The 18654-nt window shown below is 68.2% G+C and carries 18 protein-coding genes; 5 read left to right on the forward strand and 13 right to left on the reverse strand.

Annotated elements, in window-relative coordinates:
* Window positions 1-3 precede the first annotated feature (3 nt).
* The 3 genes from OF380_RS24260 to OF380_RS24270 form a co-directional block, all read right to left on the reverse strand.
* The gene (locus OF380_RS24260; protein WP_264048202.1) at window positions 4-573 is read right to left on the reverse strand and encodes an MOSC domain-containing protein; all 570 of its coding nucleotides are present in this window, start codon (window positions 571-573) and stop codon (window positions 4-6) included.
* Complete coding sequence (locus OF380_RS24265) at window positions 570-968, reverse strand: RidA family protein (protein ID WP_264048203.1); 399 nt, start codon at window positions 966-968, stop codon at window positions 570-572. Before OF380_RS24265 ends, OF380_RS24260 begins: the two co-directional genes overlap by 4 nt.
* A 122-nt stretch (window positions 969-1090) precedes the next feature.
* Window positions 1091-2419, reverse strand: coding sequence for an MFS transporter (locus OF380_RS24270; RefSeq protein ID WP_264048204.1), 1329 nt, complete (start codon window positions 2417-2419; stop codon window positions 1091-1093).
* Window positions 2420-2670: 251 nt separating this feature from the next.
* Here OF380_RS24270 and OF380_RS24275 point away from each other — a divergent pair, with 251 nt between their 5' ends.
* A complete protein-coding gene (locus OF380_RS24275) occupies window positions 2671-3279 on the forward strand; it encodes a helix-turn-helix domain-containing protein (protein WP_264048205.1) in 609 nt (202 codons plus the stop codon).
* A 69-nt stretch (window positions 3280-3348) separates the two neighbouring features.
* On the opposite strand, the gene OF380_RS24280 is transcribed toward OF380_RS24275, so the two are convergent.
* Window positions 3349-4515, reverse strand: a complete 1167-nt coding sequence (locus OF380_RS24280; RefSeq protein WP_264051473.1) for a sensor histidine kinase — start codon at window positions 4513-4515, stop codon at window positions 3349-3351.
* Window positions 4516-4647: 132 nt separating this feature from the next.
* Window positions 4648-5520 (reverse strand): type 1 glutamine amidotransferase, encoded by an 873-nt coding sequence (locus OF380_RS24285; RefSeq protein ID WP_264048206.1) that lies wholly within the window; start codon window positions 5518-5520, stop codon window positions 4648-4650.
* Window positions 5521-5841: 321 nt separating this feature from the next.
* Here OF380_RS24285 and OF380_RS24290 point away from each other — a divergent pair, with 321 nt between their 5' ends.
* The 4 genes from OF380_RS24290 to OF380_RS24305 all read left to right on the forward strand — a co-directional run bounded on the left by OF380_RS24290 (window position 5842) and on the right by OF380_RS24305 (window position 11107).
* On the forward strand, window positions 5842-6819 hold the full coding sequence (locus tag OF380_RS24290) for a sensor histidine kinase (protein ID WP_264048207.1): 978 nt from the start codon (window positions 5842-5844) through the stop codon (window positions 6817-6819).
* A gap of 58 nt (window positions 6820-6877) precedes the next feature.
* Window positions 6878-7513, forward strand: a complete 636-nt coding sequence (locus OF380_RS24295; protein ID WP_264048208.1) for an NAD(P)-dependent oxidoreductase — start codon at window positions 6878-6880, stop codon at window positions 7511-7513.
* Window positions 7514-7647: 134 nt separating this feature from the next.
* Window positions 7648-8058 (forward strand): response regulator, encoded by a 411-nt coding sequence (locus tag OF380_RS24300; RefSeq protein ID WP_264048209.1) that lies wholly within the window; start codon window positions 7648-7650, stop codon window positions 8056-8058.
* Between the two features lie 313 nt (window positions 8059-8371).
* The gene (locus tag OF380_RS24305) at window positions 8372-11107 is read left to right on the forward strand and encodes a PAS domain-containing protein (RefSeq protein WP_264048211.1); all 2736 of its coding nucleotides are present in this window, start codon (window positions 8372-8374) and stop codon (window positions 11105-11107) included.
* A gap of 114 nt (window positions 11108-11221) precedes the next feature.
* On the opposite strand, the gene OF380_RS24310 is transcribed toward OF380_RS24305, so the two are convergent.
* The 8 genes from OF380_RS24310 to actP all read right to left on the reverse strand — a co-directional run bounded on the left by OF380_RS24310 (window position 11222) and on the right by actP (window position 18653).
* Complete coding sequence (locus OF380_RS24310; protein WP_264048212.1) at window positions 11222-11422, reverse strand: hypothetical protein; 201 nt, start codon at window positions 11420-11422, stop codon at window positions 11222-11224.
* 662 nt (window positions 11423-12084) lie between these two features.
* Window positions 12085-12918 (reverse strand): dioxygenase family protein, encoded by an 834-nt coding sequence (locus OF380_RS24315; RefSeq protein ID WP_264048213.1) that lies wholly within the window; start codon window positions 12916-12918, stop codon window positions 12085-12087.
* A gap of 480 nt (window positions 12919-13398) precedes the next feature.
* On the reverse strand, window positions 13399-14112 hold the full coding sequence (locus OF380_RS24320; RefSeq protein WP_264048214.1) for a type 1 glutamine amidotransferase domain-containing protein: 714 nt from the start codon (window positions 14110-14112) through the stop codon (window positions 13399-13401).
* A 109-nt stretch (window positions 14113-14221) separates the two neighbouring features.
* Window positions 14222-14824 (reverse strand): TetR/AcrR family transcriptional regulator, encoded by a 603-nt coding sequence (locus OF380_RS24325; protein WP_264048215.1) that lies wholly within the window; start codon window positions 14822-14824, stop codon window positions 14222-14224.
* A gap of 299 nt (window positions 14825-15123) precedes the next feature.
* Complete coding sequence (locus OF380_RS24330; RefSeq protein WP_264048216.1) at window positions 15124-15408, reverse strand: helix-turn-helix transcriptional regulator; 285 nt, start codon at window positions 15406-15408, stop codon at window positions 15124-15126.
* 109 nt (window positions 15409-15517) lie between these two features.
* Window positions 15518-16582, reverse strand: coding sequence for an NAD(P)H-dependent flavin oxidoreductase (locus OF380_RS24335; RefSeq protein ID WP_318784302.1), 1065 nt, complete (start codon window positions 16580-16582; stop codon window positions 15518-15520).
* Window positions 16583-16596: 14 nt separating this feature from the next.
* Complete coding sequence (locus tag OF380_RS24340; RefSeq protein ID WP_264048217.1) at window positions 16597-16845, reverse strand: hypothetical protein; 249 nt, start codon at window positions 16843-16845, stop codon at window positions 16597-16599.
* 185 nt (window positions 16846-17030) lie between these two features.
* Window positions 17031-18653, reverse strand: a complete 1623-nt coding sequence (gene actP, locus OF380_RS24345; RefSeq protein WP_264048218.1) for a cation/acetate symporter ActP — start codon at window positions 18651-18653, stop codon at window positions 17031-17033.
* Window position 18654: the final 1 nt, after the last annotated feature.

An 18654-nucleotide genomic window follows, 5' to 3' on the forward strand; every position in this document is an offset into this window, starting at 1 on the left:
GAGCTAGTCCACCATCTCGATCGTATCGCCGACGCGGATGATGCCGCCGCGCTCGATCCCGCAGTTCAGGCCCGAGCGGTTGTAGAGCGGCAGGTAGACCGGCTGGCCCAGCAGTTCCTCGAGATACTTGCAGGGGAAGTTCAGCCGTCCGCCGCGCAGGATCACCTCGCCCACCCGAAAGCGTCGACCCACGAGGTGGTTGAGCGGAACGCCGCGGACCGTGAGGTTGCGGCGGTGGTCGATGGGCGCGATCTGGATGGGGCCGCCCTGGAGCGGCGGATCGTTCCGGTTGATCGCGTCCAGCGCCTCCTGCTCGATCAGGGTCACCTCACGGGTGTCGGGCTTGGGCGAATAGGTGCCCGACCCGAGATAGTAGCGGTCGCCCTCGATGCCGCGCCCGGCGACGCACCGGGCCTCGGTGCGTTCCTCCATCTCGTAGCTCGCCGCCGAAGCCGTATGGATGTTGAGCAGCGCGCCCCGCCATCCCGTCGCGCCGCCCGGAACGCCGACCGCGATCGAACCGGCGGGATGGGCGAAGGCCTCGACCATGCGCGGTGGCGATGCGTCCGTCATCGCGCGGTCTCCGGCCGTGTCGCGAGGGCGATGGCTTCGATCTCGACCAGGGCGTCACGGGGCAGCCGGGCGACCTCGATCGTCGAGCGCGCCGGGGCCTCGCCGGGGAAGTGCTCCGCGTAGACCGCGTTCATGGCGCTGAAGTCGTTCATGTCCTTCAGGAACACGGTCGTCTTGGCCACGCTCCCCAGGCTCGCGCCGCCCGCTTCGAGAACCGCCGCGAGGTTGGCCAGCGAGGCCCGGGTCTGCGCCGCGATGCCGTCGGGAAATCCGCCCGTCTCCGGGTCGATCGGGAGTTGCCCGGAGGCGAAGACCAGATCGCCGACGCGGGTCGCCTGGGCGTAGGGACCGGCGGCCGGAGCAGCCTTGTCCGTCTTGATGATCGTCCTGTTCATCCATCCTCCTCGGAGCCGGCAGGGCTCCCGAACGCGTCTACGATACTAGAGAATTTTCCACTGTGAAGGAGCCGAGAGCGGCGATTCTTACCCACGGCTTCAGAAAGCGCCGATCCCGTCGCTCAATCGATCTGCCGCCGCGCGGTTTCGGGCGACAGGAACGCGGCGGTCAGCGTCACGCAGGCGAGCACGATCAGGTAGATCGAGATCGGCCAGGTCGCGCCGCTGCTCCAGGTCAGCAGGGCGGCGGCGATGAGCGGCGTGAAGCCACCGCTCAGGGCCGCCCCGACCTGGAAGCCGAGCGACGCGCCGCTGTAGCGCAGGCGCGCATCGAACAGCTCCGACATCCAGGCTGCGCCCGTTCCGAACATGATGCCCTGGCCGAAGCTCAGCGCCACCGCGACGGTGAGCGTGATGATGGTCGGGTCGCGGGTGTCGAGAAGCTGGAACAGCGGGAAGGCGAAGACGATGGAGAACAGGCAGGCGGCCACGAACAGCGTACGGCGCCCGTAGCGGTCCGAGAGCCACCCGAAGACCGGGATCGTGAAGAGTTCGATGATCGCCGCGATCAGGATGCCGTTGAGGATGACGCTGCGCGGCAGGCCGAGTTGCCCCGTCACGTAGGAGATCGAGAACACCGTGACGATGCTGACATAGGCGATCTCCGACACCTTCAGCCCGACGGCCTTCAGGAAGGTGCGGGGATGCTCGGTGAGGATCTCGACGACCGGGATCTTGGCGAAGGCGGCCCGCTGCTTCACGCGCTGGAAGGAGGGTGTCTCGTGCAGGCGCAGCCGTATGAAGAGCCCGACCCCGACGAGGACGGCACTGGCCAGGAACGGCAGGCGCCAGCCCCAGGCCAGGAACTCGGCCTCCGGCATGAGCCCGGCCAGTGCGAAGGCCCCGATGGAGAGGATGACGCCGAGCGGATATCCGAGCTGGACGATGCTCCCGAAGAAGCCCCGTCGATGGGCCGGCACGCTCTCGACCACCATCAGGACCGCGCCGCCCCACTCCCCGCCGATGCCGATGCCCTGGACCAGCCGCAGGGTGACGAGCAGGATCGGCGCCCAGACGCCGATCTGGGAATAGGTCGGCAGGCAGCCGATCAGGAAGGTGCCGAGGCCCATGATGATGATCGTCAGGGACAGCATGGCCTTGCGGCCGATCTTGTCGCCGAAATGACCGAAGACGACGCCGCCCAGGGGGCGTGCCAGGAAGCCGACCGCGTAGGAGCCGAAGGCGGCGATCGTCCCGACGACGGGGTCGATGCTCGGGAAGAACAGCTTGTTGAACACCAGGGCACTGGCCGTGCCGTAGATCAGGAAGTCGTACCACTCCACCGTGGTGCCGATCACGCTCGACCAGACGATCTGTCGTCGGTCCGCGAGCGACACCTCATTCCGGTCGAGACCGGCCTCGACCTCCACCGCGATCGCCGCACTGGCCATGATGTTCAGCCCTCCACCAATCTGGAGAAATTTCCACTGATGTGGAGGCAATCGGCGTGCCAGATGCGGGATCGCTCTTCCGACGCGCCGAGGGCGTGCAACGTCGGGCGCGGCGGCACGCCCCGCGCCGCGCGGGCCGGGACGCGGCGGATGGAGCGCGTGCAAACCGCGGCACGATCCCCTATTCAGGGGCAACGCTGACCCGCACGGCCATGCTGCCGGTCTACCGGGGGATGGGAGTGGATGACGGCATGTCGGTGAGGGAGATGGTCGTCCCGGCGCAGATCGCGGCGGAGGCAAGTTCTCAGCTCTACGTGTCCGAGGAGATCCGCCGCCGCCGCAGGGAGCTCCACCTGTCCCTGGAGGCGCTGGCGACGCGATCGGGCGTGAGCCGCTCGATGATCTCGAAGATCGAGCGTGCCGAGGCGGTGCCGTCGACCGTCGTGCTCTCGCGCTTGGCCGAGGCGCTCGGGGTGACCTTCTCGCGCCTGATGTCGCCCGCGACCGAACTCGAGGTCCTGCTGATCCCCGCGCGCCGCCAACCCATCCTTCGGGACGAAGAATCGGGCTACCTGCGGCGATGCCTCTCGCCGGTGCTACCGGGCCGGGGCATCGACCTGGTGCTCAACACCCTGCCGCCCGGCGCCAGCACGGGCGAGTTCACCGCTCATCGCCCCGGCGTCTCGGAATACATCTACATCCTACGCGGCCGCCTGCGCGCCGTGATCGGCGACCGGACCGTTATCGCGGAGACGGGGGACAGCCTGTACTTCGAGGCCGATGCCGGGCACGCCTTCACCAATCTCGGGACGGAACCCTGCGAGTACATCCTGGTGATCGATCCGTCCCGCGCGCGGTAGCGAGGCGGTGCCCGCATCCCCGTGCCGGACCGGGCTGTTCGATCGCGGGCACAGGACCGGATCACACCGTCAGAGGGGCATCGGGAAGCATGTGATGGTCCGGGTGCCACGCTCCGGCGTGCCGCGCGCCACCCGTCCGCCGAGCTGCAGCGCGAACCCCTCCACGAGGGTGAGACCGAGGCCGCCCTCGCGCGGCGGTCCCAGCCCCTTCCCGTCGTCCTCGACCGTGAGGCATATCTCGCCGAGGTCCGGATGCTGCTCGATGACGACGCGGATCCGGCCCGTGCCGTCCTCGTCGAAGGCGTATTTCAGCGCGTTGGTGACGAGTTCGTTGACGATGAGCCCGGCCGGCACCGCCCGGTCCAGGGGCAACGTCGCGTTGCCGTCCACGACCTCGATGGTCACGCCGTCCCGGCCCGGATCGATGTTGGCGCACAGGGCCCGGACATAACCACCGAACTCGACCTCGGCCCCGCCCTCGCGCATCGAGAGCTGGTCGTGCGCCAGCGCGATGGCGTGCACCCGGTCCATCACCGTGCCGAAGCGCTCGCGCACGTCCGGCGCCTCCACGTAGCGCCGCTGGAGCGTGAGGAAGGACAGGATGACCTGAAAGTTGTTCTTCACGCGATGCTGGAGCTCGCGCAGGAGCATCTCGGCGCGCTCGGCGGCCCGCGCGTTCTCCGCGAGGACCTCCGTGGTCCTGTCCTGCGCTTCCTGGCGCTGCATGGCCATGCCGAGCAGGTTGGCGAACGCGGTCAGGAAGCCGATGTCGGCCTCGTCGAACGTCCGGGGCTGGTCGGCATCGACCTCGAACACACCCCAGACGCGGCCATCGAACATGATCGGCACGTTGACGACCGAGATGATCCCATGATCGCGCAGTGTCGGCGAATAGCGGAAGTCCGGGTCGTTCGGCAGGTCCTCGATGACGACCGGAGAGGCGGTCTGCAGAGTGCGGCCGGGGGGTGAAGCGCGGTCGATGGCCAGCGAGACCTGTCCGACCACGCCCGGCTTCCAGCCGACCCCCGCCTCGACCAGGAGGTCGCCCGGGTCGGTACGGTAGCGCATGATCTTGATGCGCCGGACCTGGAACGCCCGGGACATCAGGGCGGTGGCGTGCTGCATCAGCCGTTCCCGCGACAGGGGCTCGGAGGCGATCCTGGCGAAGGCGCCCATGATGCGCTGGCGATCCAGGACGCTTTCCAGGCGCGCCTCGGGTGTCATGTCGTTCGGCATGCTCACGGCGGCGCCCGAGGTTGAGGATGGCCACCCCGCACCCCGGCGAGGATGATGCACCCTGCCCGAGCCCGGGAATCCCGGCACTCACATCGAGCAATCCGACCCGTGCCCGCCCGGGACCCTCCGGCGTCAGCGCCGCCCGTTATGGCGCGGGATGGCCAGCGCCTCGATGAAGTTGACGATCTCCCTCTGGCGATGGGCTTCGTCCGTGACCTGGTCGTCGAGCCCGAGCCGCCACGCGAGGTCGCGCCTCCCGGGCTCGCTGTGGAGGGCCTCGACGAGGTCGGCCTGATCCTCGACCTCGCGCCGGGAGCGTGCCAGGCCGCTCTCCACCAGATCGTCGGCTTGGCGGCGCAGCGCTCCGGTCACCTCGTCGAGGCCGATCTCGGGGTGGTATTGGACGCCCCAGAACGTGCCGCCGTCGTGCCGGATCTCCGCCGCCTGCACCACCGTGGCCCGGTTGGACGCGAGCAATGTGGCGCTGTCCGGAAGGCTCTCGACCTCGTCGGTATGGATGCTGGGCGCGTCGTAGGCGGCGGGCCGCCCCCTGAGCAGGGGGTGGGACCTGCCGTCTCCGGTCGGGACGATGCGACGGGCGAACCCGGCCTCGGGCCCGTTCCGGTTCCGCCGGACCGTGCCGCCGGCGGCGACGGTGGCGAGCTGCAGGCCGGCGCAGGATCCGAGCGAAGGCGTCTCCGAGGCGAACAGCGCGCGCATGAAGGCCAGGGAGCGCCGGACCTCCGGCGTGTCCTCGTACAGGGACAGGGGCGATCCGGACAGGAAGACCCCATCGTACCCGGCCAGGGTCTCGCCCGCCGGAAGCCCGCCATCGGCGTCGGCCGGGGTGATGCGGTGGCACGTGCAGCCGGGCGCGAGACGCTCCAGGATCTCGACATAGGTCTCGCCGGATGAGCGCCCGACACTCTCTCTTCGGGTCTCGCGGGCGTCCGGTGGTTCGGTCTCCGCGACGAGGAAACGCAGCCGTGATGTCGATGCCTGCAAGGGATCCGTACTCCGGGGACCTTGTCCCGGGGACCCGAACCGGTGGCGACGGCACTCGTTCCGCACCCGGCGAACCTGCCGCAGGGCGCTTCGGCCGCGTTCGGAGTGTTCCGCTGCGCAATCCCGGAAGCCGCTGAGCGACAGACGCAGGCAGGACCTCGCCGACCGGGACCAGACCATCGTCGTGGAGCGTGCCGGGAAGGTCGCCCCACGTTGGGAAGGACCGACGCCGATCCGGGGGAGCAAACCGTGGCCATGGGATTTGTACCCCCGGGCGCCGCGGCCTTCGCCGTCGAAGCCCGGGACCACCCCAGGGAATGCATGTCCGAGACCCATGACCCGAACGGCTACGTGTGGACGCTCGCGAGCTTCACCGACACCATCCACCGCGGCGGGGTCGCCCTCTGGGCCTGGTCGCCGACGCGTCGGCTGGCCCAGCTCGATGGGCTCTGCCAGGAGTTCTGGGAGACATCCGATTCCATCGTCCCCATCGACGACCTCTTCGCCCGCGTGAACCCTGAGGACCGTCACACGATGATGCTCGATTGGGCGGCGAGCGAGACCGAGCCGCAGCCCTACAGCTTCGACTTCCGCATCGGTGCCGGCCCAGCTGCGCGCTGGGTCTCGGCCCGTGGTGTGGGCGGGGAGGCCGGCAAGGTCGGCGATTGGGTCCAGGCCATCTTCCTCGACGTCACCCGACAGAAGCGCGCCGAGGAAGCGGAGCGGCTCCTGACCGCCGAGCTCGCCCACCGCGTCTCGAACATGTTCACCGTCGCCCGTTCGCTCACGGCGATCGTCGCCCGCGGCGCCACCTCGACCCCAGACTTCGCCGAGGACCTCTCCAAGCGCTTCGGCGTCCTGCACGAGGCGACCGCCCTGGCGACGCGGGCGCAGATCGGGGACCAGGGCATCGTCCGGCTGCGGACCCTCGCCGAGCGGATCCTGTCCCCTTACCTGAATGGCGGCAACATCGGGATCGACATCGATGACGCCGCCGTGGCGGCCCCCGGCACGGTCAACGACTACGCCATGATCCTGCACGAGCTCGCCACCAACTCGGCCAAGTACGGCGCCCTGTCCGGCGGGGGAACCCTGACGGTGACGGGTCGCGTCACCGGCGACGCCCTGACGCTGGCCTGGGTCGAGGAATCCGCGCCCTCCGGGGCGGTCGCATCCGATGGCGGCGGTTTCGGGTCTCGCTTGCTGCGGCAGACCATCGAGCGAAGCCTCGGCGGCAGCTTCGTGCGCGAGATCGGCGGAACGGGCCTGCGCTTCGAGATGCGCGTGCCGGCTGCCTGAACCTTCTCCCGCGACGAATATCCGTCTCGGCCACCCCCCCATCTCCAGGAAAACCGACATGGCCCACGTCCTCGTCATCGGCGCCAGCCAGGGCATCGGCCTGGAGACCGTGAAGGCGGCCCTGGCGGCCGGCCACCGCGTGCGGGCCTTCGCGCGATCCGCCGCGGATATGCCGCTGTCGGGCGAGGGCCTGGAACGCTTCCCCGGCGATGCGGTGGACGCCGGCGACGTGGCCTCCGCCCTGGAGGGGATCGACGTCGTGGTGCAGGCGCTGGGCGTTCCGGCGAAGAACCTGCTCGGACCGGTGACCCTGTTCTCGGACGCGACCAACGTGCTGGTGCCGGCCATGGAGAAAGCCGGAATCCGGCGCATCCTCGCCGTCACGGGCTTCGGTACGGGTGACAGCCGCGATGCCATCGGCCTGCTCCAGCGCGTGCCCTTCCGCCTCGTCCTGGGGCGGGCCTACGACGACAAGGACGCCCAGGAGATGCGCATCCGCAGGAGCGGTCTGGACTGGACCTTCGTCCGGCCCGGCGTCCTGACGCCCGGCCCGGCAACGGGACGCTACAAGGTCCTGACGGAGCCCTCCTCCTGGCGGAACGGCCTGATCTCACGGGCGAACGTGGCGCACTTCATTGTCGGCGAGATCGACACGCCGGGCCATGTCGGAAAGGCGGTCGTGCTCGTCGGATAGGTCCCAATGTCGGCTCGGTGTGCCCATCCGCGACCCGGAGCGGGGAACGTACGCTGGCGTCCGATACCGCTCTGGGCTCCGAAAGAAACCTTTGTTGCGCGGCAACCTCTCGTCCGGGCGCGCCTTTGGTTCATATGACTTTGCCTTCCTCGTCCGACGCTCCCTGTGCCCTCGTCGTCGACGACGATGCCCTGATCCTCATGGACGCGACCAGCATCCTCGAGGACGCCGGGTTCGAGGTCCTGGAAGCCATGAATGTCACCCAGGCGATGACGGTGCTGGGTGAGCATCACGACAGGGTGGATCTGCTGTTCACCGACGTGCAGATGCCGGGGGACGGGGATGGGTTCGACCTCGCGCGTCGCACGGCCGAGAAGTGGCCCCACATCGCCATCGTCGTCGCTTCGGGTCACGTCAAGCCGGGAGACGACGACCTGCCCGAGGGGGCGACGTTCATCGACAAGCCGTTCAGCTCGAATCTGATCCGCCATCACGTCCGGATCACGATGCCCGCGGAAAAACATCCCGGGCCGCTCCGGAAGTAGGCTCCGGCGCCGTGGTCCGAACCGGATCGGACGAAGACCAGCGAACCGCCGACCGTACCTTCGACGCGCGGTCGCCGCGGCACGATCGAGATGGCGGTACGCTTCGAGCCTCCCCGCGATGTCGTGCTCCGGTTCGACCTCGCCGGGACGGGCCTGGGTGCCTCTCGCGCCGCGCCGTTGACAGGGCGCGGGGCGGCCCGTCTTAGTCCCCCCGCGACGATGGATCGAACCGTATTCGGAAGTCGTCGGGACACCCCGTTCCGGTGGCGGCGTCCGAATGCGGACGATGAGAAGAAAACGGACGGCACGGGGCATGGTCGACCGAAGCGTTGGGATCGAGGCGCGCAGGCATGCCGCGCTGGCCGGCTACGACATCCTCGACACGCCCGCCGAGGCCGAGTTCGACGATCTCGTGAAGGTGGCGTCCGAGGTCTGCGGCATGCCCGTCTCGCTGATCTCGCTCCTCGATGGCGAGCGCCAGTGGTTCAAGGCCGAACTCGGCTTCGACCAGAGCGAGACGCCCCTGTCCCAATCGATCTGCGCCCTCACGGTCCGACAGGATGACGTGTTCGAGATCGAGGATCTGACGCGTGACCCGCGGACCTCGGCAAATCCGCTCGTCACGGGTGGGCCCGAGGTTCGGTTCTACGCGGGCGCCCCGCTCAGGACCGCCGATGGCGTCGCTCTCGGTGCGTTGTGTGTCCTCGACACCAAGCCGAACAAGCTGACGACGTCGCAGGCCTTCGTGCTGCGCACGCTCGCGCACCAGGTCGTGACGACCCTGGAGCTGCGACGCTCCATGCGCCTGCGACGGGAGGAGGACCGGCGTAACAAGGCCATCCTGGAAAGCGCCATCGACTACGCCATCGTCTCCATGGACCTGAAGGGCCTCGTGACGAGCTGGTCCCCGGGGGCTGAACGGATCCTCGGCTGGTCCGAGGCCGAAATGCGAGGCCGGCCGGCGGGGGTGTTCTTCACCGAGGAGGACGTGGCCGAGGGCATCCCCGAGAAGGAGATGGGTGCGGCCCTTCTGCACGGGCGCGGCGCCGACGAGCGCTGGCACCTGCGCAGGGACGGGACCCTGTTCTGGGCCAACGGCGAGATGATGCCGCTGATGGACGAGGGCGGCCGGCACGAGGGCTTCCTGAAGATCCTGCGGGATCGTACGGCCGAGCGGAACGCTGCCGCCAAGGAGCAGGCGGATGCCGCGTTCATGCGCGGCGTTCTCGCCTCCTCGGCCGACTGCATCAAGGTGCTCGACCCCGACGCCCGGCTGACCTTCATGAACGAGGGCGGCCTCGCCGTGATGGAGGCCGACGCCTTCAGCCAGGTCGAGGGCCGCGACTGGACCGGGTTCTGGCAGGGACAGGCGCAGGCGGACGCCAGGGCGGCGTTCTGGACGGCCCTGTCGGGGGGCACGGGGCATTTCCAGGGACCCGCCGAAACCCTCAAGGGTACGCCGAAGTGGTGGGACGTGCAGGTCACGCCGATCCGGGGGGCTGACGGTCGGCCCGAGCGCCTGTTGGCAGTCTCGCGCGATATCACCCGGCAAAGGGCCTCCGAGCAGTCGATCGCGGAGAGCGAGCGGCGCTGGGGCCGCCTGTTCGAAGGCATGCAGGAGGGCTTCTTCAGCGGCAAGATTCTTCGCGATGCTTCTGGGCAGGCAACGGATTATCGGTTCATCGAGATCAACCCGGCCTTCGCGGCGCAATCCGGACTGCCCGTCGAGACGGTGGGACGCACCGTGCGGGAGGTCATCCCGGGTATTCCCGACTGGCTGATCGAGACCTACGCCCGGGTGGTCGATACCGGCACCCCGGAGGTGTTCGACATCGCGGTGCCCGAGCTCGCGCGCGTGTTCGAAGTCCGCGCCTATCGCGAGACGGAGGACCGCTTCGCCGCGATGTTCATCGACGTCTCCGAGCGCAAGCAGGCCGAGGCCAGGCGGACCGCCCTCGCGGAGCTCGGCGACCGCCTGCGCAACACGGACGACAAGGCCGAGATCGCACGGGTGGCGGCCGGGATCCTCGGCCGGACGCTGGGCCTGTCCCATGCCGGTTACGGGGCCGTGGACCACGACCGGGAAACCATCGCCGTCGGGGAGGGCTGGACCGCCCTCGGGTTGACCAGCATCGGCGGGGTGCACGGGTTCCGGGATTACGGCACTTACATCGACAACCTCAAGGCCGGTCAGGCCGTGGTCATCGACGACGTCGCCAGGGATCCCCGCACGGCGGCTGACGCGGATGCGCTCTCGGCCATCCACGTGCAGGCGCTCCTGAACCTGCCGCTGATGGAGCACGGCCGGTTCGTCGCCCTGCTGTTCGCCCTGAAGGTCGAGCCGTATGCCTGGACGCCGGAGGAGATCAGTTTCGCCAATAACATCGCGGACCGGACTCGGGCCGCGCTCGCCCGGATCGAGGCCGAGGAGCGGCAGCGCACGCTCAACCTCGAACTCGGCCACCGCATGAAGAATATGCTGGCCATGGTCCAGGCCATCGCCACGCAGACCATGCGCAATGCCACCGATCTCGACACGGCCAAGGACGTGCTGGCCGGGCGCCTCATCGCCCTCGGGAAATCCCATGACCTGCTTCTCGGCGGCTCCATCGGTTCGGCCCCCATCGGGACCGTTGTCGAGGGCGCCCTGAGGAGCCACGAGGACAACCCGGGCCGCTTCGTCGTGGAAGGGCCGACCTTCACCGTCGGCGCCAAGGCGGCGATGTCGCTGTCGCTGATGCTGCATGAGCTCGCGACCAACGCGGCGAAATATGGCGCGCTCTCGACGGCCGAGGGCAAGGTATCGGTGACCTGGGAGGTCCGTGACGAGGGCGGCGAACTTCGCTGCGCCCTGCGCTGGTCGGAAGAAGGCGGGCCCATCGTGGTCCCCCCGACGCGCACCGGCTTCGGGTCGCGCCTCATCGGCCGCGGACTGGCCGGCAGCTTCGGCGGGGAGGTCGACCTGACCTACCCGATCACCGGCGTCGTCTGCACCATCGATGCGCCGCTCGGCGGCCTGCAGGCCGAGGACGCACCGCCGGCCCACTAGAGCCCTTCCCAGTCGCGTTGCGATGAGGGTCAGCCCTGAATCTCGCTGCCGATGCGCCTTCCTGTTCCGAGCCGGTATCCGCTTCGGCGAAGAGCGCGCCCGGCAGGGGTAAGCCTACTGGACGTCGTCCCCGGGTGGCGCGTCGAGCCGGCGCAACAGAGCGCAGAGGTCATCGGAGGGCGGCACCGACGGCATGGCGTCGTACATCGCGCGCAGGGTCCGCCCGAGATGGCGCTCGGTGGCGTTGCGGGTCGTCGTATGAAGCCAATTGCTTTCGAAACGGGGCACGGCATCCTCGCCTTCGGCGTCCGACATGGGGTGTCCCGGCGATCGTGCCTGCTCCGGGACTGCGATCGGCCAGGTCCGTCGGAGCCGAGGCCGGCATGCGCAAAGTCCGTTGGTGTCCCATGGTTCCGGAAATATCCGCGATGCCCGCCGCCGCGCGCGTGGGCGCTGGTGCGGAACGGCGAGAAGGGGCGGTCGAGCGTCCTTCCGTTCGCGTCCGCGCCTGAGCCATTCGCGTCCTGCTGCCCTGATCGTCGCCGAACCGCAGTTCCGGCTCCTCGGCGCAGATTGCGGCGAGGAAGTCGATGAACCGTCGCACGCGGACGGGCATGCGCCGTCCGGCAGCGGTGACCGCGTTGATGGGAAAAGACGGGGGCGCATACGCGTTCGGAACCTGGACGACTGCGCCCGAGGCCATCTCACGCGTGAACAGCCAACTTGTGGATCGGCGTCGCATCATGACCCTGGCAGAGGTGTTCCTAACGCCTTAATAGGACGAGTAAATCTAGGTTTTTCGTGGGGTCACGATCGGCGCCGATCGTGACCCTCCCTCCAAGAAATTTTTGGCGTCATTCGCAATGACTTAAGCAGAGTTTCGGGAGGGATCAGGCTTCAATGCCGATCCACATCCTGGCCGCCGCCATGATCCCCGCCTGACGGGCTCGTACGGAAGCAACGAAGCAGGGGCTCGCTCAGGCTTGCCGTTGAGCCGACAAGGGCACGCCCGGCACGATGATCGCCGGCTCATTCGAACGGCGCGGTCCAGGCGGCGGACCTGGAGGCGGGCTGCCGGGACGAGCCACGTCGGGACCTCCGGACAGGACCACGCCCTGGCGATCCACACCCACGATCAAGGTGGCCGCGTAATGATCGGCGGCCTCCTTCACGTCACAGAACGCCAGACGGCCCGGGTCCATTCGCGCAAGCATATCCGTGCTGTTATACGTATCGCGGGCCTGCGATCGACCGCGATAGGCCGAAACGTTGGAGAATAGGTACTCGCTCAACGCGTCTGGGAAATAGGTCTGGCCCATGAGTACGTTGCGGTCATCCAAGAACACCTTGAAATGGATGTGCGGCGTGCGTCCGGGATAGTAGGCAGGGTAAACCGTGCGGAACACGACCTGCCCGATTGCATCCGTCACTTGCGTGCCGCGCAAGAACGTCCCGGCCGACCCGGATCCGCCGGGTCCTCCCGTATAACCCGAGTACTCGCCATCGGCACCGGCACTCCAGATGTCCACCCGCGATCCGCCGAGAGGTGTGCAGGGCCCGGCTTCGAGTATGATCATGCGAAGCACCAATGGGACCCCTGGACGTCCTTCCGTCACGTCTGACCGCACGAGATGCGGATCGAAGTAGAAGGGCCCCTCGACCGATTGCGGGGTCAGAATGCATGATCGCCCTGAAGGTGCGAGACCCGCTCCCGCCGCGCCGCCGCCGATCACGGCGAAGGGCAGGACGACGGCGGCACCGAGCGCCCGGCGTCGGTTCAGGTGGGAATCAGGCTTGAGTGCATCGTCCATATCTTCAATCTAGACGAGAAATGCACGAAATCATGGCGTGCACGGCCACCCTCAGGACACGCGGTGCGTTCGACCCAGGATCCTCGGGGGATCGGGGACCGTCGGTGCCTCCCTGACGGAACCGCGTCGATTGCCGCGCTTGCATCCAAATCCGGGGTTGGTCGCGGCGACCGCCTGCCGCGGCGCGCGGGAGAGGAGGACCGAACGTCCCGCGCAGTCCAGCGATTGGCAATGTGGATCGGCGTCAAATCATGACCCGAGCAGAACGGAGCAGGATCGGTCGGCTGCCGAGATATCCTCGGGCAATCCCTCCCCGTACTCCACCGCGTCGGGATCGACTTCGTTGATCCGCCTGCCGGGCGGGGCCCAGCGCGGCGTCACGCTGGAGCCCGGCCCTTGTGTGTTCCGCCGACGCGTCGGCCCTCGCTGTCGAGGCCGGCCGAAACCGAGCCGCCGTTCACGGGGACGGACGGTTCGGCCTCAGCCGGCGCTTGCAGGGGCTGGGTTTGCTGCCAACCGTTCCGTGATCACCAACAGAGCCTTGGCGGCCGGGCCGGAGGAGGCTGGGTTCTGCCCGGTGATCAGGAGGCCGTCCTCTACGACATAGGGCTGCCAGTCGGAGACCTTGCTGTAGTCGCCGCCGAGCCGCCGCAACTCGTCCTCCACGAGGAACGGCACCACCTGCGTGAGCTGGACGCCATCCTCCTCGGAGTTCGTGAAGCCCGTCACCTTCCGGTCGCGGACGAGCGGAGCGCCGTCCTCGGCCGTGACGTGCCGCAGGACGCCCGGCGCGTGGCAGACGAGGGCGACGGGCTTGCCGGCTGCAAGCGTCGTCTCGATGATCCGCCGGGAGGCGGCATCCTCCGCCAGATCCCAGAGCGGACCGTGACCGCCCGGGTAGAACACCGCGTCGAATCCGTCCTGCGTCACGGTATCGAGCGGCACCGTCCGGGCAAGGGCGGCCGTCGCCTCGGTATCGGCCTCGAGGCGGTGCGTCGCCTCGGTCTGGTTCGCCGGCTCGTTGCTCTTGGGATCGAGGGGTGGCTGGCCACCCTTCGGCGAGGCCAGCACGATCTCCGCGCCCGCATCCTTGAAGACGTAGTAGGGAGCGGCGAGCTCTTCCAACCAGAAGCCGGTCTTGCGGCCGGTATTCCCGAGCTGGTCGTGCGAGGTCAGAACAATGAGGATCTTCATGTCGGTGGCTCCTGGTGATGCGGTCCTGAGGGGATCCGACTGGCTGGACCATCTTTGAGTAGACCAGTCGGCTTGAAAGCTGGCGCGATGGAGAGCGGACACGCTTCCGTCAGTCCTCGGGACACCCGAGGATGCGCCGCGTCGTGGCCATCGCCGCCTGGAACGGCGCGTCCGTGCGGTTGATCTTCGCCATGAGGCTCGCGCCGAGCCAGACGTGATACAGTGTCTCGGCAGTGATAGGCGGCTCGTCCGCGACCTTCAGCGAACCCTCGGTGATGCCCGCCGCGATGGCGGCCGACAGCCGGGCGAGGATCCCCGCTGTCCCGCTCTTGAGCGCGAGACGCATGGGTTCGGAGAGGTCGGAGACCTCTGCCGCAAGCTTCACCGCGAGGCACTTGCGCTGATAGTCGATGCTCCCCTGCGTCGCTTGCCACTTGCCCCAGTAGTTCATCAGGCGCTCGGCATGGGTCAGGCCGGGCTCCGCGAGAGTGGCGTCGATATCGGCGAGGTAATCCGCGAAGTAGTCCGCCAGCAGCGCCTCGCCGAAGGCCTCCTTCGAGCCGAAGTAATGGTAGAACGACCCCTTCGGCACCCCGGCCGAAGCCAGGATCTCGTTGAGGCCGACGCCGGAGAACCCCTTGGCACCCACGATGCGGTGGGCGGTGTCGAGGATGCCTTGTCGGACGTCGGTGTTGCCGTTGACCTGTGCCATGACCCGGATATAACCCTGATTAGACCGGTCGTCTAGAGACGTCGCGACATTTTTCGGAGCAGGCCGGCACTCTGAGTCGGGCAACGTCAGGCCGGCAGGAGGCCGGGAATGCCGTCGCTCTCGATCTTCGCTGGCCGGCATCCCGTGGCCCGGAGCCGAAGTCCGGGAATCGTCGGTTGTGTGATGATGGCGGAACGAGCGAAAGGCGCTGGGGCGCTCAATTCAGTCGGCGAGGTTACGACCTCTGCCGCAGGCAAATGGTATCCGACGTTGCCGAAACAACGACCTCCCCTCCCCGATCATGCCGCATGATCCGTCTGGGGAGATTTGAGCATCACCCTGCCGTCGATCAGGAAATCGGCTCCCGCCGCTTCCAGCGACTTGGCGAGAACATGCAATGTCAATTTCTGTGGCGAGCGGCCGGATTCGATGCGGGTCACGGTCGCGCGACTGACACCGGCAGCTTCGCTCAATTGAACGACGGTGAGGTTCAGAAGCTTCCGTGCACGCAGGATCTGGGACGGTGTCGGCAGCATGCGGTCTACGAGCCATGGGTTGCGGTAGCGAGCAGTCGAATTGCTCATGACAAGGGTGGTTTACTGCTCGGTATTCGAATTTCATCACGACATAGATAGTATCTGAGTCGTGTCTGCGTGTGCGGTCAGGCTACGGACGTTCCGTTGAACCTGTGTTTCACGCCCCTCGAACGTCCTGAACGAGCCGGGCGATGAGCGCGGCCGCCGGCATTTCCCGAGCCAGGGGGGCACCTTGCCCGGCCCAATGTGCCGCGGCGGCATCGCTCCCCCGGCTCGCAGCGGCTGCGTGGAGGATTTTCGCGGCATCGTACGCGAGCGGGTAGGCACAGGCCGGCGGACAGCCGGGGGCGATGCCGTGGAGGATCAGGCGGTTGGTGAGACCGCGCGCAGGGCGGCCGGAGATCGCCGTGGTCAGGCGGGTATCATAGGCTCGGTCACTCCGGAGCGCGGCGCGGTAGGCTTCGTTGGCCGCGCTTTCCGGGCACAGGATGAACGCCGTGCCCAGCTGCGCACCCGCAGCGCCCAGTTCGAGTGCCGCGCGGATCCCCCGCCCGTCCATGATCCCACCGGCGGCGACCACCGGCAGGCCGGTCCGCCGCACCAGCAGGCTGACGAGGACGGCGGTGCTCAAGCCCGGGTCATGGGCTTCGGTGTCGAACGTGCCGCGATGCCCACCAGCCTCGATGCCCTGGGCGATGACGATGTCGATGCCGGCGGCCTCGATCAGGGCGGCCTCATCGGGATTGGTCGCGGAGGCCATGGTCCGGATGCCGGCCTCGCGCAAGGCGGACAGGCGGCTCGAATGCGGAAGTCCGAAATGGAAGCTCACCACCGGTGGCCGGGTCTCCAGCAGCAGCGCGAAGGCTTCCTCGTCGTCGAGGTGGCTCTTGTAGATCTCGTTGAGGGTTTCCGGAACGGCGGCATCGAATTCCGCGAACAGAGGCGCGAGGTGCGCGAGCCAGGCGGCTTCGCCCGCCGGATCGCGCCTGGCGGCCGGATGGCAGAAGACGTTGACGTTGAACGGTCTGTCGGTCCGGGCGCGGGTCTCCTCGATCATCCGTCGCGCCTGGCTCACCGTGCTGGCCCCGATGCCGATCGAGCCCAGACCGCCGGCGTCGGAGACGGACGCCGCCAACTCCGGCGTGGAGACGCCGGCCATCGGGGCCTGCACGATCGGGTGAACCACCCCGAGCAGATCGATTAGGCGCGCCATCTGAGACATGTGGTCCAATCCTTTCAGCGACGGGATCGCTCGTCGCCGATCCCTGAATCGAGGGAATCGAACGTCACCGTGACGTCGGACCAGTCCGAGGCGCGGCCGCAGGCCGTCACCGTCGTTCGCATAAGCCGTGGTGCGAGGCCTTCGCCCAGGGGTGGCTCCGCGTCGTAGTCGATCGTGTCCTCGTCGAGCGCAGCGACGATCTCGCGGACCCGCGCCGCGACGGCATGCGCGCCGACCGACTTCGCGAACAGCGTGAAGATCATGGCCGCATCCCTGGCGTGGCCCCATCGCGGCGCAGGCAACCGAGTGGGCTGGCATGTAGTCGACCGAGGCGGTCAGGTATAATGGTTCCTACAGATGCCCCCCATCGGAAATCCGGATGCCTTGGCCACGGGATCGTGCCGACCACGGCGGATCCCGTGGTCGGCACCTGCAGGCGGTCGGCGGATCAGGCGGCCTGCTGCTGGAGGTCGAAGCGTTCGCGGTCGTTGGCGGCCTGAGCGCTCCTGTCGAGACGGGAGACAAGCCAGCAGGTCGCGAAGGCCAGCGGCAGTGTCACCAGCGTCGGCGGGTCCATGGAGAACAGGGGCGCCGGATTGCCCAGCACCTTCACCCAGACCGCCGGTCCGACCAAGGTCAGTCCAAGGGCACTCAGGAGCCCGACGGTACCGCCGGCCACGGCGCCGGCCGTCGTCAGTCCACGCCAGTAGAGCGCTAACAGGAGGACCGGGAACGTCGAGGAGCAGGCCACCGCGAACGCGAGGCTGACCATGTAGGCGACGTTCTGACCCTTGAAGGCGATGCCGAGGCCGATGGCGACCAGACCGAGCACGAAGGTCGCGATGCGTGAGATGCGCACCTCGCTCTTCTCGTCGAGGCGCCCGCGGCGGATGACGCCGGCGTAGAGATCATGGCTGACCGCCGAGGCGCCGGCCAGCGTCAGGCCGGAGACCACCGCCAGGATCGTCGCGAAGGCCACCGCCGAGATGAACCCCATCATCGCGTTGCCGCCCACCGCATGGCTGAGGTGGATCGCCGCCATGTTGCCACCGCCCCGCAGCGCGCCGCCCACATCGATGTAGGCCGGGTTGCCGGCGGTCATGACGAGCGCGCCGAAGCCGAGGACGAAGACCAGGGCGTAGAAGTAGTTCATGAACGTCGCCGCCCAGAACACCGATACGCGCGCCGCCCGGGCATCCGGCACGGTGAAGAAGCGCATCAGGATGTGCGGCAACCCGGCGGTCCCCAGCATCAGGGCGAGGCCCAGCGACAGCGCCGAGAGCGGGTCCTTGGGGGCGGCCTGCGGCGCCAGGATCGCGGTGCCCTTGGGATGGACCGCGGTCGCCTGCGCCAGCAAGGCCCCGAAGTCGAAGCTGTAGGCGGCCAGCACCAGGACCACGATCAGCGTCGCGCCGGCGAGGAGCAGGCCGGCCTTGATGATCTGCACCCAGGTGGTGGCGACCATGCCACCGAACATGACGTAGCAGACCATCAGCACGCCGACGAGGAACTCCGCGTAGAGGTAGTCCAGGCCGAACAGCAGCTGGATCAACTGACCGGCACCGACCATCTGGGCGATCAGGTAGAAGGCCACCACGACGAGCGAGGCGCAGGCTGCGAAGATCCGGATCGGGCGTTCGCTGAGCCGCGAGCAGACCACGTCCGTGAAGGTGTAGCGTCCGAGCTTGCGCAGGCGCTCGGCCAGCAGGAACACCACGATCGGCATGCCGGTGGTGTAGCCGATGGCGTAGATCAGCCCATCGAAGCCGGAGGAGAAGACCAGGGCCGTGAGCCCCAGGAAGGCGCCGGCCGACATCGCGTCGCCGGCGATGGCGAGGCCGTTCTGAAATCCCGTGATGTTTCCGCCGGCCGCGTAGAAGTCGTCGGTCGACTTGGTGCGCTGGGCCGCCTTCCACGTGATCCAGAGGGTCAGCAGGGCGAAGGCGAGAAAAAGCCCGATCGCCGTGAGGTTGAGACCGGAGTTCCCGCCCGCCGCCGCCAAGGCCGGCGTGGCCAGCCCAAGGGCCGCGGCGCTGAGGGCGGCGCGGGCCGCGTGTTGATGCACGGACATG

The organism is Methylobacterium sp. FF17, from assembly GCF_025813715.1.
Classification (GTDB): domain Bacteria; phylum Pseudomonadota; class Alphaproteobacteria; order Rhizobiales; family Beijerinckiaceae; genus Methylobacterium; species Methylobacterium flocculans.